This is a genomic window from Rivibacter subsaxonicus, assembly GCF_004217215.1.
In the GTDB taxonomy this organism is placed as follows: Bacteria; Pseudomonadota; Gammaproteobacteria; order Burkholderiales; family Burkholderiaceae_C; genus Rivibacter; species Rivibacter subsaxonicus.
On sequence record NZ_SHKP01000006.1, the window covers coordinates 670,933 to 694,490 of the forward strand.

The 23,558-nt window shown below is 68.4% G+C and carries 19 protein-coding genes and 1 pseudogene; 18 read left to right on the plus strand and 2 right to left on the minus strand.

What is annotated here, in order from left to right; all coding sequences use genetic code 11:
• Positions 1 to 25: 25 nt before the first annotated feature.
• From rimO to EV670_RS13100, 3 genes are read left to right on the plus strand one after another with little or no spacing between them, the layout of a single operon-like run.
• Positions 26 to 1,408, plus strand: coding sequence for a 30S ribosomal protein S12 methylthiotransferase RimO (gene rimO / locus EV670_RS13090; RefSeq protein WP_130432729.1), 1,383 nt, complete (start codon positions 26 to 28; stop codon positions 1,406 to 1,408).
• Positions 1,408 to 2,604, plus strand: a complete 1,197-nt coding sequence (locus EV670_RS13095) for a PLP-dependent transferase (protein ID WP_130432731.1) — start codon at positions 1,408 to 1,410, stop codon at positions 2,602 to 2,604. The genes rimO and EV670_RS13095 overlap by 1 nt, the downstream gene beginning before the upstream one ends.
• Positions 2,601 to 3,701 (plus strand): acyltransferase family protein, encoded by a 1,101-nt coding sequence (locus EV670_RS13100; protein WP_130432733.1) that lies wholly within the window; start codon positions 2,601 to 2,603, stop codon positions 3,699 to 3,701. The genes EV670_RS13095 and EV670_RS13100 overlap by 4 nt, the downstream gene beginning before the upstream one ends.
• Here EV670_RS13100 and smpB read toward each other — a convergent pair whose 3' ends face one another.
• The gene (gene smpB / locus EV670_RS13105; protein ID WP_130432735.1) at positions 3,702 to 4,199 is read right to left on the minus strand and encodes an SsrA-binding protein SmpB; all 498 of its coding nucleotides are present in this window, start codon (positions 4,197 to 4,199) and stop codon (positions 3,702 to 3,704) included.
• Positions 4,200 to 4,236: 37 nt separating this feature from the next.
• Here smpB and EV670_RS13110 point away from each other — a divergent pair, with 37 nt between their 5' ends.
• Together EV670_RS13110 and EV670_RS13115 are read left to right on the plus strand one after the other, a co-directional pair.
• Positions 4,237 to 4,701 carry a type II toxin-antitoxin system RatA family toxin gene (locus tag EV670_RS13110; protein WP_130432737.1) on the plus strand — a complete coding sequence of 155 codons (465 nt, stop codon included), beginning with the start codon at positions 4,237 to 4,239 and terminating at the stop codon, positions 4,699 to 4,701.
• Positions 4,691 to 5,002, plus strand: a complete 312-nt coding sequence (locus EV670_RS13115) for an RnfH family protein (protein WP_242616944.1) — start codon at positions 4,691 to 4,693, stop codon at positions 5,000 to 5,002. The genes EV670_RS13110 and EV670_RS13115 overlap by 11 nt, the downstream gene beginning before the upstream one ends.
• A 4-nt stretch (positions 5,003 to 5,006) precedes the next feature.
• On the opposite strand, the gene EV670_RS13120 is transcribed toward EV670_RS13115, so the two are convergent.
• The gene (locus EV670_RS13120) at positions 5,007 to 5,522 is read right to left on the minus strand and encodes a DUF4124 domain-containing protein (protein ID WP_130432741.1); all 516 of its coding nucleotides are present in this window, start codon (positions 5,520 to 5,522) and stop codon (positions 5,007 to 5,009) included.
• Between the two features lie 129 nt (positions 5,523 to 5,651).
• Between EV670_RS13120 and guaB the strand changes: the two genes are divergently transcribed.
• The 13 genes and pseudogenes from guaB to EV670_RS18760 form a co-directional block, all read left to right on the plus strand.
• Positions 5,652 to 7,124 carry an IMP dehydrogenase gene (gene guaB, locus EV670_RS13125; protein WP_130432743.1) on the plus strand — a complete coding sequence of 491 codons (1,473 nt, stop codon included), beginning with the start codon at positions 5,652 to 5,654 and terminating at the stop codon, positions 7,122 to 7,124.
• 130 nt (positions 7,125 to 7,254) lie between these two features.
• Positions 7,255 to 8,475, plus strand: coding sequence for an MFS transporter (locus EV670_RS13130; protein WP_242616945.1), 1,221 nt, complete (start codon positions 7,255 to 7,257; stop codon positions 8,473 to 8,475).
• A gap of 16 nt (positions 8,476 to 8,491) precedes the next feature.
• On the plus strand, positions 8,492 to 10,075 hold the full coding sequence (guaA, locus tag EV670_RS13135) for a glutamine-hydrolyzing GMP synthase (protein WP_130432747.1): 1,584 nt from the start codon (positions 8,492 to 8,494) through the stop codon (positions 10,073 to 10,075).
• Positions 10,076 to 10,080: 5 nt separating this feature from the next.
• Complete coding sequence (locus EV670_RS13140; protein WP_242616946.1) at positions 10,081 to 10,680, plus strand: 2'-5' RNA ligase family protein; 600 nt, start codon at positions 10,081 to 10,083, stop codon at positions 10,678 to 10,680.
• 105 nt (positions 10,681 to 10,785) lie between these two features.
• The gene (locus EV670_RS13145) at positions 10,786 to 11,007 is read left to right on the plus strand and encodes a hypothetical protein (RefSeq protein WP_130432749.1); all 222 of its coding nucleotides are present in this window, start codon (positions 10,786 to 10,788) and stop codon (positions 11,005 to 11,007) included.
• Positions 11,004 to 11,645 (plus strand): tRNA adenosine(34) deaminase TadA, encoded by a 642-nt coding sequence (gene tadA, locus EV670_RS13150; protein ID WP_130432751.1) that lies wholly within the window; start codon positions 11,004 to 11,006, stop codon positions 11,643 to 11,645. The genes EV670_RS13145 and tadA overlap by 4 nt, the downstream gene beginning before the upstream one ends.
• Positions 11,642 to 12,649 carry an LD-carboxypeptidase gene (locus EV670_RS13155; RefSeq protein ID WP_130432753.1) on the plus strand — a complete coding sequence of 336 codons (1,008 nt, stop codon included), beginning with the start codon at positions 11,642 to 11,644 and terminating at the stop codon, positions 12,647 to 12,649. Before tadA ends, EV670_RS13155 begins: the two co-directional genes overlap by 4 nt.
• Positions 12,650 to 12,877: 228 nt before the next feature.
• Positions 12,878 to 15,079, plus strand: a complete 2,202-nt coding sequence (locus tag EV670_RS13160; RefSeq protein ID WP_130432755.1) for an ABC transporter substrate-binding protein — start codon at positions 12,878 to 12,880, stop codon at positions 15,077 to 15,079.
• A gap of 2 nt (positions 15,080 to 15,081) precedes the next feature.
• Complete coding sequence (locus EV670_RS13165) at positions 15,082 to 16,065, plus strand: ABC transporter permease (RefSeq protein WP_130432757.1); 984 nt, start codon at positions 15,082 to 15,084, stop codon at positions 16,063 to 16,065.
• Between the two features lie 22 nt (positions 16,066 to 16,087).
• Positions 16,088 to 17,572: an ABC transporter permease gene (locus tag EV670_RS13170; RefSeq protein ID WP_130432759.1), complete on the plus strand. Its 1,485-nt coding sequence runs from the start codon at positions 16,088 to 16,090 to the stop codon at positions 17,570 to 17,572.
• A 94-nt stretch (positions 17,573 to 17,666) separates the two neighbouring features.
• Positions 17,667 to 19,556, plus strand: a complete 1,890-nt coding sequence (locus EV670_RS13175) for an ABC transporter ATP-binding protein (RefSeq protein ID WP_423213584.1) — start codon at positions 17,667 to 17,669, stop codon at positions 19,554 to 19,556.
• Between the two features lie 568 nt (positions 19,557 to 20,124).
• Entirely contained in the window at positions 20,125 to 22,818 is a 2,694-nt protein-coding gene (locus tag EV670_RS13180) for a TonB-dependent receptor (protein ID WP_130432763.1), read from the plus strand.
• A 381-nt stretch (positions 22,819 to 23,199) separates the two neighbouring features.
• Positions 23,200 to 23,558: pseudogene (locus EV670_RS18760) on the plus strand (MotA/TolQ/ExbB proton channel family protein); the annotation flags it as partial.

Genomic DNA, 23,558 nt, shown 5'->3' on the forward strand with positions numbered 1-23,558 from the left:
CACTTCCCTCGACGACAATCGGGGGATGACCGAAATTCTCGCCACTGCCGCCACGACGCCGAAGATCGGCTTCGTCTCGCTCGGCTGCCCGAAGGCCCTGACCGACTCCGAGCTGATCCTGACCCAGCTCTCGGCCGAGGGCTACCAGACCAGCAAGACCTTCGAGGGCGCCGACCTGGTGATCGTCAACACCTGCGGCTTCATCGACGACGCGGTCAAGGAAAGCCTCGACACCATCGGCGAGGCGCTCAGCGCCAACGGCCGCGTGATCGTCACCGGCTGCCTCGGCGCCAAGACCGCGGCCGACGGCGGCAACCTGGTGCGCGAGGTGCACCCGAAGGTGCTGGCGGTAACGGGCCCGCACGCGACGCAGGAGGTGATGGACGCGGTCCACGCCCATGTGCCCAAGCCGCACGATCCCTTCATCGATCTGGTGCCACCGGCCGGCATCAAGCTCACGCCCAGGCACTACGCCTATCTCAAGATCAGCGAGGGCTGCAACCATCGCTGCAGCTTCTGCATCATCCCGAGCATGCGCGGCGACCTGGTTTCGCGCCCGGTCGGCGACGTGCTGAAGGAGGCGAGGGCGCTGTTCGAGGGCGGCGTCAAGGAACTGCTGGTGGTGAGCCAGGACACCTCGGCCTACGGCGTCGACGTGAAGTACCGCACCGGCTTCTGGGACGGCAAGCCGGTCAGGACCCGCATGCTCGACCTGGTCGAGCAACTCGGCCGCATCGCCGAGCCCTATGGCGCCTGGGTCCGGCTGCACTACGTCTACCCGTACCCGCATGTCGACGAGATCATTCCGCTGATGGCACAGGGCCGCGTACTGCCGTACCTGGACGTGCCGTTCCAGCACTCGCACCCCGACGTGCTCAAGCGCATGAAGCGCCCGGCCAGCGGCGAGCGCAACCTCGAGCGCATCGCGCGCTGGCGCGAGCTGTGCCCGCAGATCGTGATCCGCTCGACCTTTATCGCCGGCTTCCCGGGCGAGACCGAAGCCGAGTTCGAGCATCTGCTCGAGTTCATGCAGGAGGCGCAGATCGACCGCGCCGGCTGCTTTGCCTACTCGCCGGTCGACGGTGCCACGGCCAACCAGCTCGCCAATCCGGTGCCCGATGCACTGCGCGAGGAGCGCCGCGCGCGCTTCATGGCGGTGGCCGAAGCTGTTTCTGCAGCCAAGCTGCAGCAGAAGGTGGGCGCGACGATGCAAGTGCTGGTCGACCAGGCCAGCGCGCTCGGCCGCAAGGGTGGCGTCGCACGCAGCTACGCCGACGCGCCTGAGATCGACGGCACCGTGCAGCTGCTGCCGCCGAGCAAGGCCTCGAAGACCTACAAGGTGGGCGACTTCGTGCGCGCGCGCATCGTCGGCACCCGTGGTCACGACCTGGTGGCCGAGGTCGTCTGATGACGGGCAAGGCGACCGAACTCATCGACCACGGCTACCGCGCCCCCGAGGGTTTCGAGTCGCCGGCGGTGCCGGTGCACAAGGCCTCGACGGTCTTCTTCCGGGACGTGGCGCATCTGCGCAGCCAGCGCTGGGTCGACAAGAGCGGCTACACCTACGGCCTGCACGGCACACCGACCAGCTTCATGCTCGAGCAACGCCTGGCCACGCTGGAAGGTGCGCGCCACGTGCTGCTGGCGCCGAGCGGCCTGTCCGCGATCACGCTGGTCGACCAGGCGCTGCTCGCGCCCGGCGACGAGATGCTGCTGCCCGACAACGTCTACGCGCCGAGCCTGAACTTCGCGCGCCATGAACTGGCGCGCTGGGGCATCACGACCCGGCTCTACGACCCGCTCGACGTGGCCTCGTTGCGCGCCGCGATCAACCCGGCGACCCGGCTTCTGTGGCTCGAGGCGCCGGGCTCGGTGACGCTGGAGTTTCCCGACCTGCGCGCGCTGGTGCGCACCGCGCGCGAGGCCGGCCGGCCCGATCTGGTGCTCGCGCTCGACAACACCTGGGGTGCCGGCGTTGCCTTCAATGCCTTCGAGCTTGGCGAGGGGCTCGCGGTCGACCTTACGGTGCATGCGCTCACCAAATATCCCTCGGGTGGCGGCGACCTGCTGATGGGTTCGGTCGCCACCCGTAACGACGCGCTGCACGAGACCCTGGCCTGGACCCACAGTCGGCTCGGCCTCGGCGTCGGCGCCAACGACGTCGAGGCGGTGCTGCGCTCGCTGCCGTCGATGCCGCTGCGCTACGCGGCGCAGGATGCCGCCGCGCGCCGCATCGCGCAGTGGTGCACGCAGCGGTCCGAGATCGAGCGCGTGCTGCACCCGGCGCTGCCGGGAGCGCCCGGCCACGAGCATTGGGCCGCGCTTTGCAGCGCCGCCGCCGGCCTGCTGACGCTCGAGTTCAAGGTCGCACACACGCCGCAGCAGGTCGACGCCTTCGTCGATGCGCTGCGCCGCTTTCGCATCGGCTGGAGCTGGGGTGGTCCGATCAGCCTGGCGGTGCCCTACGACGCGGCCTCGATGCGCAGCCTCGGCACGCCGTACCTGGGACGACTGGTGCGCCTGTGCATCGGCCTCGAGGACGTGGATGACCTGATCGAGGACCTCGGGCAGGCTCTGGGCGTCCTTGCCGGGGACGCGCGTTGAGCCTGCCGGCATCGCGGCTGCTGCACGTCGACCTGCTCAAGGCGGTGGCCTCGCAGCTGATCGTGCTGCACCACCTCGCGTTCTACGGCCCCATGTCGGACCACGCCGCGCTGCTGGCGCCGGCACTCTTCGGCTGGCTCGCGCAGCATGGGCGACTGGCGGTGCAGGTCTTTCTGGTGCTCGGTGGCTTCCTCGCCGCTCGCCAGCTGGCGCCGCTGATGCAACTGCGGCCGAACCAGCACCGGCTGCGCCCGGTGCTCGAGCAACTGCGAAGGCGCTACCTGCGGCTGGTGCTGCCACTGGCGAGCATGCTGGTGCTGGCGCTGCTGGCGGCCGCGGTCGCGCGACGCTGGATGGAGCACGACTCCATCCCTGCGGCGCCGTCGCTGCCCCAAGTGCTGGCGCATCTGGCGCTGCTTCAGGACGTCCTCGACATCGAGGCGCTGTCGGCCGGCGTCTGGTACGTCGCAATCGACTTCCAGCTGTTCGCGCTGCTGCTGTTGCTGCTCGCGGTCGCTGCCGGCATCGGCAAGCGCCTGCGCCTGCGCGAACCGCTGGCGCCGTGGTTCGTGGCTGCGCTGGTCGCGGCCTCGCTGCTGCGCTTCAACCGCGACGCCGACTGGGACGTGGCGGCCCCGTACTTCTTTGGCAGCTACGGTCTCGGCGTGCTGAGCGCCTGGTGGCTTGCGGCCGGCCGCCCGCGTGTGCCGGCGTTGGCGATGGCGCTGCTGGTGCTGGTCGCGCTCGGCCTAGAGTGGCGCACGCGCATCGCGCTGGCGGTCTCGGTCGCGCTGTTCGTGGCGCTGGTCGAGGGGCGCATGGACTGGCTGCGAGGCAGCGCGGCGCAGGCGACGCGCTGGCTGGCCGGGATCAGCTATGCGGTGTTCCTGGTGCACTTCCCGATCTGCCTGCTGGTCAACGCGGCCTTCGACGCCTTCGTGCCGGCCGAGCCGGCGTTGCAGGCGGCCGGCATCGGGCTGGCGTGGGCGCTCAGCGTGCTTGCGGGAGCACTGTTCCACCGCTGGGTCGAACGGCCGGCCGGCCGCTGGCTGGCCGCGCCGCGCACCGTGCCGGATGCGGCAACGATCCGCGCCTGATCAGCCCTTGCCAGGCTTGACGCTGACCTTGGTCCGCATCAGGCGACCCTTCTCGCGCTCCCAGTCGCGCTTTTTCTCGGTCTCGCGCTTGTCGTGCTCGGCCTTGCCCTTGGCCAGCGCGACCTCGACCTTCACCAGTCCGCCCTTGTAGTGCAGGTTCAGCGGCACCAGCGTGAAGCCCTTCTGCTCGACCTTGCCGATCAGGCGTCGGATCTCCTCCCTCTTCATCAGCAGCTTGCGCGTGCGCTCGGCCTGCGGATGGACGTGGGTGGAGGCGGTGCGCAAGGGGTTGATCAGGCAGCCGATCAGGTGCAGTTCACCGTCGCGGATCAGCACGTAGCCATCCGTCAGCTGAACCTGGCCGGCGCGGATCGCCTTGACCTCCCAGCCCTCGAGCACGATGCCGGCCTCGAAACGCTCCTCGATCGAATAGTTGAAGAAGGCCTTCTTGTTTTCGGCGATCCTGCTTGCCGTGACGCTGCTCTTGGCTGTGGCCATGAATGCTCTCAATAGAATTGCCTGATTCTAAGAAGCCATGAAGCACGTCAAGAAATCGGTCCTGCTGTGGTACTCCGCTCGCGAGATGTACGAGTTGGTGACGACGGTGGCGGACTATCCGAAGTTCCTGCCCTGGTGCGAGCGCGCGGAGCTCCTCGAGGAGCACGCCGACGGTGCGACCGCGCGTCTGCACCTCAACTACCACGGCGTGCGCCACGCATTCACGACGCGCAACACGCACGCCAGGAATGCCTCGGTGCGCGTCGAACTGGTCGACGGGCCGTTCTCCAGGCTCGAGGGCAGCTGGATGTTCCTGCCGCTCGGCACACCGACCGCGGCCGAGGGTGATGCGCCGAATGCCTGCAAGATCGAGTTCGACTTGGCCTACGCCTTCAGCAGCGCGCCGCTCGAGGCCGTCGTGAGCCCGGTCTTCGATCGCATCGCGCACACCTTGGTCGATGCCTTCGTCAAGCGGGCCGAGCAGGTCTACGGTGCGCGCTGAGCCGGCGTCGATCAGCGTCGAGGTGGCCTACAGCCCGCGTGCCGGCGAGGTCGATCTGGTCAGCTTGACGCTGGCGGCCGGCAGCACGGCGCTGCAGGCGCTGCACGCCAGCGGCCTGCTCGAGCGCCATCCGCAGATCGACGCGACCGCGAGCCGACTGGGCATCTGGGGCCGAAGTTGCCCGTCGGGCGCGCCGCTGCGCGACGGCGATCGGGTCGAGCTCTACCGCGAACTCCGGGTCGATCCGAAGGAGGCGCGGCGCGAGCGCTATCGCGGCCAGCGCACGCGGCAACGCCGCTGAGCGACTACTTGCAGTCGGTGGCGACGACCTGCCTGGCGCGCTCGATCTCGCGCGTGCGCTCGGCATCTTCGAGGAACACGCGTTCACCCTTTTCGTTGGTGCGCGCGATGCGCTGACCGTCCTGAAGGGCGCGCAGATTGGACTGGGCTGCCTGGCAGTTGGCGGCGCGCGACTGTGCAATCTTTTCTTCCTCGGCCTTCTTCTTCGCGGCGTCGGCGTCGGCCAGTTGCTTGTCGGCCTGCTTCTTCTTCGCCTCCAGCGCCGGATCGATTCCGGCGGCAGCCGAGGCCGCCGCGGCGGGTGGGGCGCTGCCGGGTGTTGCCACGGGTTGCGCGCGCGTCACCGGCGGCGCCGGACGCAGCAGGATGTCCTTGTCGGCCACGCCATTCGGTGGCGGCCGGTCGCTGTACTGCACCTGCCCGCTGGCGTCTTTCCACTTCCACTGCGCCTGCGCAAGAGAGGCGACCGCGCACAGCGCGAAGGCAATGGCCAGAGCTCGAAAACCGGGGCGAATCATCATGCATCGAAGTTTAGCGGCGGGCCTGCGCGCGGCGTTAGCGGCAGCGTGTGAACTAAGTCTCGTCCGGCGTGCGGCGACGCCCGACTGTGGCGCTCCGTATAATTTCGCTTTGCGACTGGAGTTCTCCCCATGCGCCTTCTAGGCAAAGCGCTCACCTTCGACGATGTGTTGCTGGTGCCCGCGTTCTCCCAGGTGTTGCCGCGCGACACCTCGCTTGCGACCCGACTGTCCCGCAACATCGCGCTGAACCTGCCGCTGGTGTCGGCCGCGATGGACACCGTCACCGAGGCCCGCCTGGCCATCGCGTTGGCGCAGGAAGGCGGCATCGGCATCATCCACAAGAACCTGAGCCCGAAGCAGCAGGCGGCCGAGGTGGCGCGCGTCAAGCGCTACGAATCGGGCCTGCTGCGCGATCCGATCACCATCGCCCCCGGCGTGCGCGTGCGCGACGTGATCGAGCTCTCGCGCCAGCACGGCATCTCGGGCTTCCCGGTCATCGAGAACGGCACCGTGGTCGGCATCGTCACCGGCCGTGACCTGCGCTTCGAGACCCGTCTCGACGCCCCGGTGCGCGAGATCATGACCCCGCGCGAGCGCCTCATCACGGTGCGCGACGGCACCTCGCTGGCCGATGCCAAGGCGCTGATGCACAAGCACAAGCTCGAGCGCGTGCTGGTCGTCAATGACGCCTTCGAGATGCGCGGCCTGTTCACGGTCAAGGACATCACCAAGCAGACCTCGTTCCCGCTGGCCGCGCGCGATGCGCAGGGCAAGCTGCGCGTCGGCGCCGCGGTCGGCGTGGGCGAGGGCACCGAGGAGCGCGTCGAGCTGCTGGCCAAGGCCGGCGTCGACGTGATCGTGGTCGACACCGCCCATGGCCACAGCAAGGGCGTGCTCGACCGGGTGCGCTGGGTCAAGCACAACTACCCGAACGTCGACGTGATCGGCGGCAACATCGCCACCGGTGCCGCCGCGCTGGCGCTGGCCGAGGCCGGCGCCGACGGCGTCAAGGTTGGCATCGGCCCCGGCTCGATCTGCACCACGCGCATCGTTGCCGGTGTCGGCGTGCCGCAGATCATGGCGATCGACAACGTCGCCACCGCGCTCAAGGGCAGCGGCGTGCCGCTGATCGCCGACGGCGGCATCCGCTACTCGGGCGACATCGCCAAGGCGATCGCCGCCGGCGCCAGCACCGTGATGATGGGCGGCATGTTCGCCGGCACCGAAGAGGCGCCCGGCGAGGTGGTGCTGTTCCAGGGCCGCAGCTACAAGAGCTATCGCGGCATGGGCTCGATCGGCGCGATGCAGGCCGGCTCGGCCGATCGCTACTTCCAGGAAACCGACGCCACCAGCAACCCCAACAACGACAAGCTGGTTCCCGAGGGCATCGAGGGCCGAGTGCCCTACAAGGGCTCGGTGGTCGCGATCCTGTTCCAGATGGCCGGCGGCCTGCGCGCCAGCATGGGCTACTGCGGTTGCGCCACGGTGGCCGAGTTGCACGACAAGGCCGAGTTCGTCGAGATCACCTCGGCCGGCATTCGCGAGAGCCACGTGCACGACGTGCAGATCACCAAGGAAGCGCCAAACTACCGCGCCGACTGAGATCCCTTCCTGCAGTCCCCGTCGAACCGCCCACCTTGCCTGGGCGGTTCGTCTTTTCAAGAAGAACTGATTGAGCGCTCCCGATACCGCAGCCGCCATCCCCGTGCCATCCGGCGCACGCGAGGCGGCCATGCCCTTCATCCTGATCACGGTGCTGATCGACATGGTGTCGATTGGCCTCATCGTGCCGGTGCTGCCGGCGCTGGTCGGCACCTTCACCGCCAATCCGGCCGAGCAGGCCTTCTGGTATGGCGCGGTGGCCTTTGCCTTCGGCATCGCCAACTTCTTCGGCGCGCCGATCCTTGGCGGCCTGTCCGACCGCTACGGCAGGCGGCCGGTGCTGCTGATCGGCTTCTGCGGCCTGGCGCTGAATTTCTTTGCGACGGCGCTGGCGACCGCGCTGTGGATGCTGATCGCGGTGCGGCTGGTCGGCGGTGCGATGCAGGCCAATGCTGCGGTGGCCAACGCCTACGTCGCCGACATCACCGCGCCCGAGAAGCGCGCCAAGCGCTTCGGCCAACTCGGCGCGATGTTCGGCCTGGGCTTCATCCTCGGCCCGGTGGTCGGCGGGATCCTGGGTGGCATCGACCTGCACCTGCCCTTCTTCGCCGCCGGCACGCTCGCGCTGCTGAACCTGCTCTACGGCTGGTTCGTGCTGCCCGAGTCGCTGCCGGCCGAGCGCCGGCGGCCGATGAGCTGGGCCGCGGCCAACCCGATCAACTCACTGCGCGCGCTCACGCGCCTCAAGGGCGTCGGCCTGCTAGTGGCGGTGATCGCCTGTACCGGCCTGGCCCAGTTCACGATGTACACCTCGTGGGTGCTCTACACCGGCCTGCGCTTCGGCTGGGGGCCGGCCGAGAACGGATGGTCGCTGTTCGCGGTGGGCATCATGTCGGCGCTGGTGCAGGGCCTGCTGCTCGGGCGCCTGCTCAAGCGCTTTTCTCCGCAGCGGCTGGCACTCGCCGGCCTGGTGTCGTCGACCATCGCCTTCGCGCTGTGGGGCATGGCCACGCAGGGCTGGATGATGTACGCCGTGATCTTTGCCAACCTGCTCGGCTTCACCGTGACCGCCTCGATCCAGAGCATCATTTCCGGCGCCGCCGCTGCCACCGAGCAGGGCAAGACCATGGGCTCGGTCAGCGCGCTCAACAGCCTGATGGCGGTGATCGCGCCGGTGCTCGGCGCGCCGCTGATCGGCGTGGTCTCGCACCTGCCGGCCAATGACTGGCGGGTCGGTGCACCGTTCTACTTCTGCGCCCTGCTGCAGGGCATGGCGCTGCTGCTGGCCTGGACCCACTTCCGCGGCGTGCGCCGCGCCCGACTGGCGGCCGCCGGTCGCACCGCTGCCTGAACAGGCGAGAACCACCATGCACGACAAGATCCTGATCCTCGACTTCGGCTCCCAGGTCACGCAGCTCATCGCGCGGCGCGTGCGCGAGGCGCAGGTGTACTGCGAGATCCATCCGAACGATGTGTCGGACGCCTTCATCCGCGAGTTCGCGCCCAAGGGCATCATCCTCAGCGGCAGTCACGCCAGCACCTACGAAGACCACGAGCTGCGCGCGCCGCAGGCGGTCTGGGATCTCGGCGTGCCGGTGCTGGGCATCTGCTACGGCATGCAGACGATGGCGGTGCAACTCGGCGGCAAGGTCGAGTGGAGCGACCACCGCGAGTTCGGCTATGCCGAGGCGCGCGCTCATGGCCACACCCGCCTGCTCGACGGCATCCAGGACTTCGCCACCGCTGAAGGCCACGGCATGCTCAAGGTCTGGATGAGCCACGGCGACAAGGTCACCGCGCTGCCGCCCGGCTTCAAGCTGATGGCGAGCACGCCGACCTGCCCGATCGCCGGCATGGCCGACGAGGCGCGCGGCTTCTACGCCTTGCAGTTCCACCCCGAGGTTACGCACACGCTGCAGGGCCAGGCGATCTACGAGCGCTTCGTGCGCCAGGTCTGCGGCGCCAAGGGCGACTGGATCATGGGCGACTACATCGCCGAGGCGGTGCAGAAGATCCGCGAGCAGGTCGGCAGCGAAGAGGTGATCCTCGGCCTCAGCGGCGGCGTCGATTCGAGCGTGGCCGCGGCGCTAATCCATCGCGCGATCGGCGACCAGCTGACCTGCGTCTTCGTCGACCACGGCCTGCTGCGCCTCGATGAAGGCAAGCAGGTGATGGAGATGTTCGCCGGCAAGCTGCACGCCAGGGTCGTGCATGTGGACGCGAGCGAGCAGTTCCTCGGCCACCTGCAGGGCATCAGCGATCCTGAGCAGAAGCGCAAGATCATCGGGCGCGAGTTCGTCGAGGTCTTCCAGCGCGAGGCCAAGCAGCTCGTGAACGCCAAGTGGCTGGCCCAGGGCACGATCTATCCCGACGTGGTCGAGAGCGGCGGCACCAAGACCAAGAAGGCGACGACGATCAAGAGTCACCACAACGTCGGCGGGCTGCCCGAGACGCTGGGGCTCAAGCTGCTCGAACCGCTGCGCGAGCTGTTCAAGGACGAGGTGCGCGAGTTGGGCGTCGCGCTCGGGCTGCCGCCGGCGATGGTCTACCGCCATCCCTTCCCGGGCCCGGGCCTGGGCGTGCGCATCCTCGGCGAGGTGAAGAAGGACTACGCCGAGCTGCTGCGCCGTGCCGACGCGATCTTCATCGAGGAACTGCGCAACACGATCGACCCCGCCAGCGGCAAGAGCTGGTATGCGCTGACGAGCCAGGCCTTCGCGGTCTTCCTGCCGGTCAAGAGCGTGGGCGTGATGGGCGACGGCCGGACCTACGACTACGTGGTCGCGCTGCGCGCGGTGCAGACCTCCGATTTCATGACCGCCGACTGGGCCGAGCTGCCTTACGCGCTGCTCAAGAAGGTCTCGAGCCGCATCATCAACGAGGTGCGTGGCATCAACCGCGTGACCTACGACGTCTCGAGCAAACCGCCTGCGACCATCGAGTGGGAGTAGCTGCCTTGGCCCGCGGCAGTGCCTCCGATCAGCAGTTCGCCCTGGATGGATTCGAGGCCGCGCCGCCGGCCAGGGACAGCCTGTTCTTCGCCGTGCTTCCCGAGTCGGCGGCCGCGGCGCGGATCGCCGCGCTCGCGCAATCCTTGCGCGACGAGCATGGGCTGCGCGGTCGCCCGCTCCGGACCGATCGCCTGCATGCGACCCTGCATCCCTTCGGCGTCTATCCGGGCCTGCCGCCCGAACTGGTGGCGCTGGCCAGGCAGGCGGCGGCGAGCATCGAGTTGCCGCCCTTCGAGATCGAGTTCGACCGCGTGCTGAGCTTTCGCCGGGCTCGCAACCGTCCGCTCGTGCTGTGCGGCGGCGAGCGGCTGGCGCCGCTGCAGGCGCTGCAGCAGGCCCTGGTGACGGCGGTCTGCGCGCGCGGGCGGCGACCGCCGACGGAGGCGCTCTACACGCCGCACGTGACGCTGCTGTACGACGATCACGGCGTCGAGGAACTTGCGGTCGAGCCGATCACCTGGACCGTGCGCGAATTCGTGCTGATGCACAGCCTGGTCGGCCAGAGCCTGCACGTGGCGCTGGGGCGCTGGCCGCTGCGCGGCTGAGCCGGATTGCGACGCGACTGCCGGTGGCGGCGCGGCGCTGAGACAATGGGGCCGGCCCGCACGGGCCGCAATCCATCGGCCATCGCATGGGCAAGGGCTGCTTTGATGAATATGATCTTCGGCGTGTTGGGACTGGTGATCGCCTTGGCGGTCATGGCTTCGCTGGCCAGGCGACAGGTGCAGGCGGTGGCCGTGGCGCCGGCGTCGGCCGGCGCGTCGGCGTCCGACCTTCGCGCACAGACCCGCGCCTTGCAACAGCAGGTTCAACAGGACCTGACGCGCGCGACGCAGGCGCAAGCGGCGCGCACCAACGCGGCGGACCAATGAGCGCGCCCGCCAGCGACACGTCGGCCGAGCCGGGTCTTGCCCAGGTGCAGGACGAGTACGCGATGCGCATCGCGCTCGACCAGGCGCACAACGCCTGGCTCGCCGGCGAGGTGCCGGTCGGCGCCGTCGTCATGCGGCGCGGCGCCGACGGCGTGCCGCAGGTCATCGCCACCGGCTACAACCGCCCGATCACGACCCATGACCCGAGCGCGCATGCCGAGATGGTGGCCCTGCGCCACGCTTCGCAGCTGGTCGGCAACTACCGCCTGCCCGACTGCGAGCTCTACGTGACGCTCGAGCCCTGCGCGATGTGTGCGATGGCGTTGATCCACGCGCGCTTCAAGCGCGTGGTGTTCGGCACCCCCGACCCCAAGACCGGCGCGGCCGGGTCGGTGATCGACCTGTTCGCGCAGGCGCAACTCAATCACCACACGCGGGTGCAGGGCGGCGTGCTGGCCGACGAGTGCGCGTCGCTGCTGCGCGAGTTCTTTGCCGAGCGGCGCAGCCAGGCCAGGGCGATGCGAGCCGCGGCACGCGGGGAGGGGAGCCCGCCGGACGAGCCCCTGCCGGTTGCCGAAGCCACTGAACTGGGCGACTCGCCCTTGCCCGATTCAACGCCGCATCGAAACCAGAAATGACATCCGCAGCTCACGACCATCACTCGCACGCTCACCCGCATCCGGAGCACGGGTCTGCAGTCGATCCGGCGCCGCAGTCGCTGACCATCTGGTCGCCGGCTGGCGTCGTCGCACAACCGGCCGCGCTGCGCCGCGCGGCGCGGCATCTGCAGAAGCTCGGCTTCGCGGTCGACATCGATCCCGCGGCGGCCGCACGCTCGCAGCGCTTTGCCGGAGACGACGACACCCGCCTGGCGGCGCTGCACCGCATTGCCGACGCGCAGCCCGACGTTGCACTCGGCAGCCGCGGCGGCTATGGCCTGACGCGCCTGCTCGACCGCATCGACTGGGCGCGCGTCGGGCGCAGCGTCGATGCCGGCACCCGCTGGGTCGGCTTCAGCGACCACACGGCGCTGCACAACGCGGCGCTGGCCCACAAGGCGATCGGCGCCGATGCCCCGATGTGGGCCGGCCCGCATGCCTGCGAGGACTTCGGCCCCGCCGCCGGATCGAGCGCCGTCGACGACGTGACCGAGGCCTGCTTCGTCGAGGCCATGCACGGCGAACTCGAGGCGGTCGGGTTTCGCGAGGCCGCCGCGCTGCGCAGCGAAGCCGGCTTCGACGGACTGCAGGCGAACGGCACGCTGTGGGGCGGCAACCTCTGCGTGCTCGTCTCGTTGCTGGGCACGCCCCATTTCCCGCGCGTCAGGGGTGGAGTTCTGTTCCTCGAGGATGTCAGCGAGCATCCCTATCGCGTCGAGCGCATGCTGCTGCAACTGCACCAGGCCGGCGTGCTCGACGCGCAGAAGGCGATCGTGCTCGGCGCCTTCAGCGACTGGAAGCGCTCGCCGCTCGATCGCGGCTACACGCTCAAGAGCGCGATCGAGCATCTGCGCGGACGAACCGCGACGCCGATCCTGGCCGGCCTGCCCTTCGGCCACGTGCCGACCAAGGTCTGCCTGCCGGTCGGTCGAAAGATCACGCTGGCGGTCGACCGGCGCGACGTGCTGCTGCACTGGGGCTAGAGCCCGGACTCTAGGAACCGCAGCCCTTGCACGGCGCTCGATAGGGGTCTGCACCCTTCGGCGAGCGGAGCCGCGCCGTTATCATCAACGGTTTCGCCCTGTGCGCCTGCGGTCACGAGCTGCAGCTGGCTGCCGGCCTCTCCATCCACCCGAACCACGGACGCTTTCCCAGTGGCGAACTCGCTCTCGTTGCGCGCCTCCCGCCCAGACCTCGGTGCCCGGCTCGGCATGGCACTGGTCCTCGCGATCGGACTGGTCGGCTGCAACAACAACCCCTATCCGGCCGACGAGGCGGGGACCAACACGCTGTTCGCCGGCTTCCAGGAGCGCTCGCCGCATCACCTGGACCCGACCGCCTCGTACTCCAACGACGAGACCAAGATCTCGTACCAGGTCTACGAGCCGCTCTACGGCTACCACTACCTGAAGCGTCCGTACACGCTGATTCCGCGTGCCGCGGCCGAGGTGGTGCAGCCCAAGTACTTCGATGCTGCCGGCAAGCCGCTGCCGAGTGACGCGCCGGGCGAGCAGATCGCGCTCTCGGTCTACGACATCCCGATCCGCAAGGGCGTGAAGTTCGCGCCGCACCCGGCCTTCGCGCGCGACGAGCAGGGTCGCCTGCGCTATCACACCGACCACGCGCTGGGCGCGACCGACATCGGCGACAAGCGCGCCCCCGGCGACTTCAAGCACCAGGGCACGCGCGAACTGGTGGCCGACGACTTCGTCTACGCCATCAAGCGTCACGCCACGCCGCGCATCCAGGCGCCGATCTACTCGGTGTTCTCGGCCTACGTCGAGGGCCTCAAGGAATACGGTCCCTTCATCAAGGAACAGGACGCCAAGCTGCGTGCCGGGCTCGACCCCGCCAGCCAGGACAAGCCCTTCCTCGACTTCCGCCAGTGGCCGCTGGCCGGCGCCACCGCGCTCGACGACCACACGCTTCGCATCAAGGTCAAGGGCAAGTATCCGCAGTGGAACTACTGGATGGCGATGACCTTCATGGCGCCGGTGCCGTGGGAGGCCGACGCCTTCTACTCGCAGCCCGGCATGGCGCAGGCCGGCCTGAGCTTCGACCGCTGGCCGGTCGGCACCGGTCCCTACATGCAGGTGGAGGCGATCCGCGACCGCCGCCATGTGCTGGTGCGCAACCCCGAGTACCGCAAGGACGATCTCTACCCCTGCGAGGGCGCGCCCGGCGACCAGGAGAAGGGCCTGCTGGCCGACTGCGGCAAACCGATGCCCTTCGTCGATCGCATCGTCTTCACGCGCGAGAAGGAGAAGGTGCCGTTCAAGGCCAAGTTCATGCAGGGCTACTTCGACGTGCCCGAGATCGAGCGCCCGGACTGGGGCGTCGAGTTCCAGGCCGACCTCGACGACTCGGAGAGCGTGCGCAAGCTGTTTGCCGAGCGTGGCATCCAGCTGCCCCGCGTCAGCGACGTCTCCAACTGGTACCTCGGCTTCAACTGGCTCGACCCGGTGGTCGGCAAGGGCGACACGCCCGAGCAGGCGGCCAAGAATCGCAAGCTGCGCCAGGCGCTGGCGATCGCGATCGACTGGGAGGAGTACGTGCGCGTGTTCCCCAACAAGTCGGGCGAGCCGGCCCATGGCCCGCTGCCGGCCGGCCTGTTCGGCTCGCGCCACGGCACGGACTTCAACCCCATCACCCACCAGCTTGTCGATGGTGTCGTCCAGCGGCGCCCGATCGAGGAAGCGCGCAAGTTGCTGGCTGAGGCCGGCTACGCCGACGGCCGCGACGAGAAGAACGGCCGCCCGCTGGTGCTGAGCTACGACTACCAGCGCACTCCGACGCCAGAGATCAAGGCCGAGCTCGACTGGATGGTCAAGCAGTTCGCCAAGCTCGGCATCACGCTCGAGATCCGCGCCACCGACTACAACCAGTTCCAGGAGAAGATGCGCAAGGGCAAGCAGCAGATCTTCTGGTGGGGCTGGTTCGCCGACTACCCCGACGCCGAGAACTTCCTGTTCATGCTCTACGGCCCGAACGCCAAGGCCAAGGTCGACGGCGAGAACGCCGCCAACTACAGCAACCCCGAGTACGACAAGCGCTACGAGCAACTGCGCTTCCTCGAGGACGGCCCGCAGAAGCAGAAGCTGATCGACGAGATGTTCGCGATCCTGCGCGAGGACTCGCCGTGGGCCTGGGGCTTCTTCCCCTTCGCGCAAGGCGCCTTCCAGCCCTGGCTGCACAACGGCAAGCCGGGCGTGATGGTGCGTGACATGGCGCGCTACTACCGCATCGACCCGAAGCAGCGCGTCGAGCTGCAGTCGCAGTGGAACCATCCGCAGTGGTGGCCGCTGGTGCTGATGGCGGCGGTGCTCGCGCTGCTGGTCGGCATCGGCCTGCGCATCCACCGCCGGCGCGAGCGCAGCACCGCGCGCGGCGAAGTTGTCACCGGGAACATCTGATCATGGGCGCGTACCTTCTTCGCCGCGTGCTGTACGGCGTGCTGATCCTGATCGGCGTCAACCTGCTGACCTTCTTCCTGTTCTTCACGGTCAACACGCCCGACGACATGGCGCGCCTGAACATCGGCGGCAAGCGTGTCACGCAGGACCAGATCGACAAGTGGAAGAGCGAGCGCGGCTACGACAAGCCGCTCTACGTCAACACGGCCAGGGCCGGCAGCGAGAAGTTCACCGAGACGATCTTCTGGGAACGCTCGGTCAGCCTGTTCAAGCTCGAGTTCGGCCGCGCCGACGCCGAGAGCGCCGGTGACATCGGCGACGAGATGCGGGCCCGCATGGCGGCCAGCCTGCAGCTGGCGCTGCCGCTGTTCATCCTGCAGCTCTTCGTCAGCGTGGTGTTCTCGCTCGCGCTGGTCTTCTTCCGCCACTCGAAGCTCGACTTCTGGGGCGTGGTGCTGTGCGTGCTGATGCTGTCGATCTCGGCGCTGTTCTACATCATCGTCGGCCAGTGGCTGTTCTCGCGCGTCTTCAAGCTGGCGCCGATCTCGGGCTACGCCGGTGGCTGGGACGCGCTGCGCTTCCTGGTGCTGCCGGTGCTGCTGAGCCTGGTCGCGCGGCTGGGCAGCGAGGCACGGTTGTACCGCGCGATGTTCCTGGAGGAACTGGGCCGCGACTACGTGCGCACCGCGCGCGCCAAGGGGCTGAAGGAAACCGTGGTGCTCTACCGCCACGTGCTGCGCAATGCGCTGATCCCGATCATGACCAGCGCCGGCGGCTACCTGCCGTACGTGTTCCTCGGCAGCCTGGTGTTCGAGAGCTTCTTCGGCATCCCGGGGCTCGGTGCCTACGTGATCGACGCGATCAGCGGCCAGGACTTCGCCATCGTGCGCAGCATGGTGTTCCTCGGCGCCGCGCTCTACGTGATCTCGTTCATCGTGATCGACCTGCTCTACACGCTGGCGGACCCGCGGGTCCGCTTGAGCTAAGTCTTCCAGGGGCTCCGTCGTGATGCCGAAATTCGTTCTCCTCTGGACCGACATCGTCATCCAGTTCCTCGTGCTCGGCGTGCTGTGGCAGGCCTGGCGACTGCATCGCAGCCCCGAACAGTGGCGCACCTGGCGCAAGGCCTTTGCCACCGCACCGGCGATGGCGGCGGCGATCGTGCTCGGGCTTTGCCTGCTGGTGGCGGCCCTCGACTCGGTGCACTTCCGGCGTGCGCTGCCGACCGCCAACGGCGATGCGCCGGCCTTCTCGTCGAAGGCCGAGTCGGTGCTCGACCTGCTGCTGGCGCGCCAGATCGCGATGCGCGAGGCGAGCTACTCGCGGCCGCTGGCCTACGAGGGCCTGACGATGCAGAGCGTCGAGGAGGACGGCGTCGTCACGCGCAGTCATCCGCGGCTCGAGTTCGGCGGCGCGCATCTCAAGGATCCGGCCACCGAATGGCGGCCTGACGTGCTGCGCCGCACCGCCACCGGCCTGCTCGGCGGTGCGCTGTTCGCGCTGGCCTTTGCCGCCGTGGTGGTGGGGCTGCGCGCGCGCTCGCACGCGATGCCGTTTGCCCGCAGCGCCGCCGAGGTCCGGCACAACGACACCGACCTGCCGGTGCGCGCGGCGCTGGTCACCGTCGCGCTGCTCGCGCTGCTGGCCGGACCGACGATGGCACTGATGGACTGGTACCACGTGCTCGGCACCGACCGAACCGGCAACAACGTGCTGCTGCAGGCGCTCAAGAGCCTGCGCACCGCCTTCGTGATCGGCACGCTGGCCACGCTGGCGACGCTGCCGCTGGCGATCGTGCTGGGCGTGCTGGCCGGCTACTTCAAGGGCTGGGTCGACGACGCCATCCAGTACTTCTACACGGTGCTGTCCTCGGTACCCAACGTGCTGCTGATCGCCGCCTGCATCCTGATGGTGCAGGTCTTCATCGACAAGCATCCCGAGGTCTTCGAGACCGGCGCCGAGCGCGCCGACATCCGCCTGCTGCTGCTGTGCGTGATCCTCGGCGTCACCGGCTGGGCCAGCCTGTGCCGGCTGGTACGCGCCGAGACGCTGAAGATCCGCGAACTCGACTACGTGCAGGCCGCCACCGCCTTCGGCGTCGGGCCGCTGCGCATCATGCGCCGCCACGTGCTGCCCAACGTGATGCACCTGGTGCTGATCACCACGGTGCTCGAGTTCTCCTCGCTGATCCTCTACGAGGCGGTGCTGAGCTACGTCGGCGTCGGCGTCGACCCGTCGATGAACAGCTTCGGCGGCATGATCAACCTCGCGCGCAGCGAGATGAGCCGCGACCCGGTGGTCTGGTGGAGCTTTGCCGCCGCCTTCGGCTTCATGGTCACGCTGGTGCTGGCCGCCAACCTCTTTGCCGACGGCGTGCGCGACGCCTTCGATCCGCGCGCACGCGCCTTCCGGCCGCGCTGGTCGCGCCTGGCTCGTCGTCCGGCGCCTGTCGCCGCGACCCCGGTGGTCGTTGCCGCAGCGGAAAGGGCCTGACCCCATGTCCTCCGTCCTGAAATCCGTGCCGGCCGCTGTCGCCGCCAACGCGCCGACCGCCAGCAGGCTGGCGGCCAGTGCCGCCGCCGGCGAGATCCCGGCCCACGTCGAGGCCCTGCAGGTGCGCGAACTCGAGGTCGCGCTCGATGCCGAGGTCGGCCTGGTGCGTGCGATCGATGGCCTCAACCTGACGATCCAGCGCGGCGAGACCTTCGCGCTGGTCGGCGAGTCGGGCTGCGGCAAGAGCATGACCGCGCTCGCGCTGATGCGCCTGCTGCCCGAGAACGGCCGCGTGCTTCGCGGCTCGGTGATCGCACAGGAACATCGCGACCAGGCCGCAGGGCAGGGGCTCGATCTGCTCGACCTCAGCGAGTCGCGCATGCGCGAGGTGCGCGGCGGGCGCCTGGGCATGATCTTCCAGGAGCCGGCGACCAGCCTGAACCCGGTGATGAAGGTCGGCGACCAGATCATCGAGGCGATCGAGGCCCACACGTCGTTGCGCGGCGCCGCAGCGCGCGCCAAGGCCATCGAGTGGATGGCGCGCGTGGGCATTCCCGAGCCCGAGCGGCGCATCGACGAGTACCCGTTCCGCCTCTCCGGCGGCCAGAAGCAGCGCGTGATGATCGCCATCGCGCTCGCCGCCGAGCCCGACTTCCTGGTCGCCGACGAGCCGACCACCGCGCTCGACGTGACGATCCAGAAGCAGATCCTCGATCTGCTCAAAGACCTGCAGCGCGAGCGCGGCCTCGGCCTGCTGCTGATCACGCACGACCTCGCGGTGGTGGCCGGCATGGCGCACCGCGTCGCGCTGATGTACGCCGGCCAGATCGTCGAGGTCGCGCCGGCGGCCGAGTTCTTCGCCCGGCCGCGCCACCCCTACGCCCAGTTGCTGCTGCGCGCGCTGCCCGACGCGGCGCGCCGTGGCGAGCCGCTGGCGGCGATCGGCGGCACCGTGCCGCCGCTGTGGCTGAGCTTCGAAGGCTGCCGCTTCGCACCGCGCTGCGATCGCGCGCTCGCCAGTTGCGCGAGCACGCTGCCGCGCCAGGTGGCCGTTGGCGCCGAGCACGAGGTGCGCTGCGTGCTGTTCGATCCGCAGGCTGCCGCTTCGACGGCCTTGCCGGTGGCGACCGCCGTGGCACCGGCTGCGGCCGATGCGCCTGTCGATGTCGCGGCGACCACCTTGCTGTCGGTCGAGCACCTCAGCGTCCGCTTCCCGATCCGTGCCGGCCTGCTGCAGCGCGTACAGAGTGAATTCGCCGCGGTCGACGACGTCAGCTTCACGCTCGGCCGCGGCCGCACGCTGGCGCTGGTGGGTGAGTCGGGCTGCGGCAAGACCACCACCGGCAAGGCGCTGCTGCAGCTGCTGCGCGGCGTCGGCCGCATCGACGGAGTGGCGCGGCTCGAGGGCCACGGCAACCTGTTCGAGCTACAGGGCGAGGCCCTGCAACGAGCCCGCCGCGACGTGCAGATCGTGTTCCAGGATCCCTTCGCCTCGCTCAATCCGCGCATGCGCGTGCACGAGGTACTCGACGAGGGCCTGCGCACGCTGCGCCCCGAGATGGATGCCGGCCAGCGTCGCGCGCGGCTCGAGCAACTGGTCGATCGCGTCGGCCTGCGTCGCGACGCGCTCGAGCGCTGGCCGCACGAGTTCTCCGGCGGCCAGCGCCAGCGCATCGCCATCGCGCGCGCGCTCGCGGTCGAACCGCGGGTCATCGTCTGCGACGAGCCGACCTCGGCGCTCGACGTGTCGGTGCAGGCCCAGATCCTCAACCTGCTGGCCGAACTGCAGCGCGAGATGGGCGTGAGCTACCTCTTCATCACGCACAACATCGGTGTGGTCGAGTACATCGCCGACGAAGTCGTGGTGATGAATCGCGGCCGCGTCGAGGAGAGCGGCGCTTGTGCCGAGGTGCTCGGCGCGCCGCGTGCCGAGTACACGCGGCGCCTGCTGGCCGCGGTGCCGCGCATGACCGCCGCGGCCTGATTCGCCGGGCGACAGCGGCACTTCTTCACGCGCTCGCGACGCCCGTGCGCGAGGCACCAACGGATCGGTGATAGGGCCGGTGTCGCGAGCCGCGCGCGGTTCGCGACGCCGCCGTCCCGCGACCCCGCAGGCGCTCGCATCTGGTCGCTTCGGGAGTCTGCGAGCCTGTTGTGTCCTTCCAACGCAGCCGTGCAAATGCCCTAGGGCCACAGCCCTAGCAGCGTCGTGAATTCGGCACGATCCGGCCTCGACGCCGAAATCCTGAAATCACCTGCAGGCCGCGCCAATCCTCACTTTCTCGGCAAGCGGAGAAGCTGCGTCGCGAGGCGCCGGCAGGGCCGCCACTCAACGATCGGGGAACACCCTTGGGTTGGCGCCGTTGAGCCACCGGTGACAATTTCCTTACATGGCCGCAAGAGGGGCGTCCGTTGTCCGGCGACGCCGGCACGGGCCTTGCTCGCGACTACATGGATGCAGGCATGAGCGTGGCTCGCCAACCAGGCGATCACAAGCGCTCAGCCGGCTTCGAGGTTCACACGTCAACCTTCCTTTCAGGAGTCTTTGAATAATGTTTAAGCGAACCAAGCTCGCAGTCGGCATTGGTGCCGTCTGTGGCGGCGTGCTGCTGTCGGCATCGACGCTCGCACTCGCCCAGCAACAACTCGAGCGCGTCGAAGTGACCGGCTCGGCCATCAAGCGCATCGACGCCGAGACTGCAGTTCCCATCACGATCATCAAGGTCGAGGAACTGAAGAAGGAAGGCGTCACGACGATTGAGCAAGTCATTAATCGCATCACCGCCAGCCAGAGCAACCAAGGCACCAGCCAGTCGGTCGGTACCTCGAGCGGTGGCGCTGCCTTCGCCGACCTGCGCGGCATTGGCCCCAACAAGACGCTGATCCTGCTGAACGGCCGTCGCATCGCGAACAACGCCTTCGACAGCTCGGCAACCGACGTCAACATGATTCCCTTCGCCGCGCTCGAGCGCGTCGAAGTGCTGCGCGACGGCGCCTCGGCCCTGTACGGCACCGACGCGATCGGCGGCGTGATCAACTTCATCACGAAGAAGAGCTTCACCGGTGGCACGATGACCATCGGCGCGGACATCCCGCAGGCCAGCGGTGGCAAGGCCTACAACGCCAACATCGGCTACGGCTTCGGCGACCTCGACAAGGACCGCTTCAACCTGATGGCGGTCCTCGACTACCAGAAGCAGGATCCCATCGGCGCCGACCAGCGTGCCTTCGGCTCGACCGGCATCATCCCGTCGCGCGGCGTGTTCCGTGACTCGGGCACGACCTTCCCCGCCACCTACAGCCAGCGTCAGGCGATTCCGCCCGATCCGGTCACCGGCGCGACCAGCCGCACCTTCACGGCGAACCCGGCCGCACCGGCTTGCGACCTGCCGCTGTCGTACCCCTCGGGCACCGGCTGCCGCTACGACTTCACCCGCTGGATCGACCTGGTCCCTGAGTCGGAGCGCCTCTCGTTCTTCGGCAAGGCCTCGGCCAAGCTGGGTGACGACCACACCGTCGCCCTCGAATACTTCCGCACCTCGAACCTGAACACGGCGGTCCTGTCGCCGGTGCCGCAGACCGGCCTGACGATGACCTCGTCGTCGCCGTTCTTCCCCGGCAACGGCATCACGCCGGCGCCGACCAACTTCACGATCGACCCGTCGCTGCCGATCGGCGTCAACTGGCGCTCCGCCGCTGCCGGTGGCCGCACTGGCGAGACCGAGAACGTGCAACAGCGCTTCGTCGGCTCGGTCGAGGGCGTGGTCGCCAGCTGGGACTACCAGGCCGCGTTCTTCTACAACGAGAACGAAGTCATCGACAAGCTGATCGGTGGCTACAACAACGACCAGATGATCACCGACGGTATTACCGGCGGCATCCTCAATCCCTTCGGCCCGCAGACCGCCGCTGGAACGCAGTACCTCCAGGACGCCGCGCTGCGCGGTGAACTGCAGACCGGCAAGGGCACCGTCTACGGTGTCGACGGTCGCGTCAGCCGTGAGCTCGGTGACTGGTTCGGTTCGGGCCGGCCGGCCGCGCTGGCCCTCGGCGCCGAGTTCCGCAAGGAGGAGTTCGACAACGTCATCAACGTCGCCATCGCCTCGCAGGCCGCCAGCACCGGCGTCGACGAGTCGGGCACCGTCAATGGCAAGCGCGACGTCAGCGCGTTCTACGGTGAGTTGAACCTGCCCGTCACCAAGACGCTGGAACTGACCGCCGCGCTGCGTCACGACCGCTACAGCGACTTCGGCAACACGACCAACCCGAAGGTCGGATTCCGTTGGCAGCCGTCGCAGCAAGTGCTGGCCCGTGGCTCCTACTCGACCGGCTTCCGTGCCCCGTCGCTGTATGAGCTGTATGCCCCGCGCACGCTGACCTTCACCGGCAACTCCTACGATGACCCGGTCCTGTGCCCGGATGGCGCGGATGGCGTCAACACCCCGAACACCGACCCGGGCCGCGACTGTAATCAGCAGTTCCTGATCCAGCGCGGCGGCAACCTGCAACTGCAGCCGGAGAAGGCCAAGAACCTGACCTTCGGCATCGTGGTGGAGCCGGTCGCCGACCTGACCCTGGGCATCGACTTCTGGTGGATCAAGATCACGAACCAGATCACCCAGCTGCCGGAACAGCTGATCTTCAACGATCCGGTCAAGTACGCCGCTCGCTACCAGCGTGACGCGAACGGCACGCTGTCGCCGGACGGTGCGAACCCCGGCTTCGTGGTCGCCCCGAACGAGAACCTGGGTGACCTCAACACCAACGGTATCGACCTCTCGGCCAACTACCGTCTGCGTGCCGCCGGCTCGACCTTCACGTTCGGCTTCAACGGCACCTACGTCAACGAGTACGAGTACCAGCGCGAAATCGGCGGTGACTGGGTCCAGAACGTGGGCATGTTCGTCGATGCCGGCCCGATCTTCCGTTGGCAGCAAGCGATCAACATCAACTGGTCCAGCGGTGCCTGGTCTGCCGGCATGGTGCATCGCTACAAGTCGAGCTACGTTGACGAGAACTTCGTTGACCCCGAGTTCTACAACCACGTGAAGTCGTACTACACGGTCGACATCTACGCTGGTTGGCAGCCGCTCAAGGGCCTGTCGCTGACCGCCGGTATCCGCAACCTGATGGACCAGGCCCCGCCGTTCTCGAACCAGGCAGGCACGTTCCAGACCGGCTACGACCCGCGCTTCACCGACCCGGCTGGCCGTACCTTCTACGCGCGCGCCGGCTACAGCTTCTAAGTTGCACGGGTACCCGCCGGAGGCAAGCAGTCCCGTCTCCGGCTAGTCCCGAACATCTAAGAAGACGTCGCATCGAAAGCCTGTGGGCCTCTGGCCCACAGGCTTTTTTTGTTTGCCTTTCCATTTCGTCCGACAGCGGGTGCGGCTTTCATCAACTAGTCGCACTTTTTGGTGTCCACGACTAAGCGCTGCAGCCGAGTTCGGCCGCGAAACAGCGATAATCAAAGGCTTTCCAAAGTTGCGCTCCTCTTTGTCCAGAGGCGTTGCGGACTGCTAGCCGCATCAACGTCGTCCACGGGCCTACGCTTCCTACCCGGAAGCCGCTGCCAGGACGATGCTCCACCGAACCGATCCCGTTCATCCCGCCCGACCGGAGACCTCATGTTCCGCAAGCTCTCGACCTCCCTGGCCGCTCTGCTGGCCGCCGTTTCCATGACCACCGCTGCGGGCCTGTATGCGCCCGAAGCCCAGGCCCAGACCCCCGCGCCGGCCGCAGCGGCAGCTGAAGCCGCGAGCGAAGCGGCGGTGCCCAACCTGGCGAACGCGCCGGTGGCCAAGGCTGACGCCAAGATCGACAACCCCTACGGCCTGGAAGCGCTGTGGAAGGGCTCGGACGCGGTGGCCAAGGTGGTGCTGGTGCTGCTGCTGATCATGTCGATGGGCAGCTGGTACATCATCATCGTCAAGATCATCGAGCAGTCCAAGATCGGTCGCCAGGCCAAGCTCGCCGAGAAGAGCTT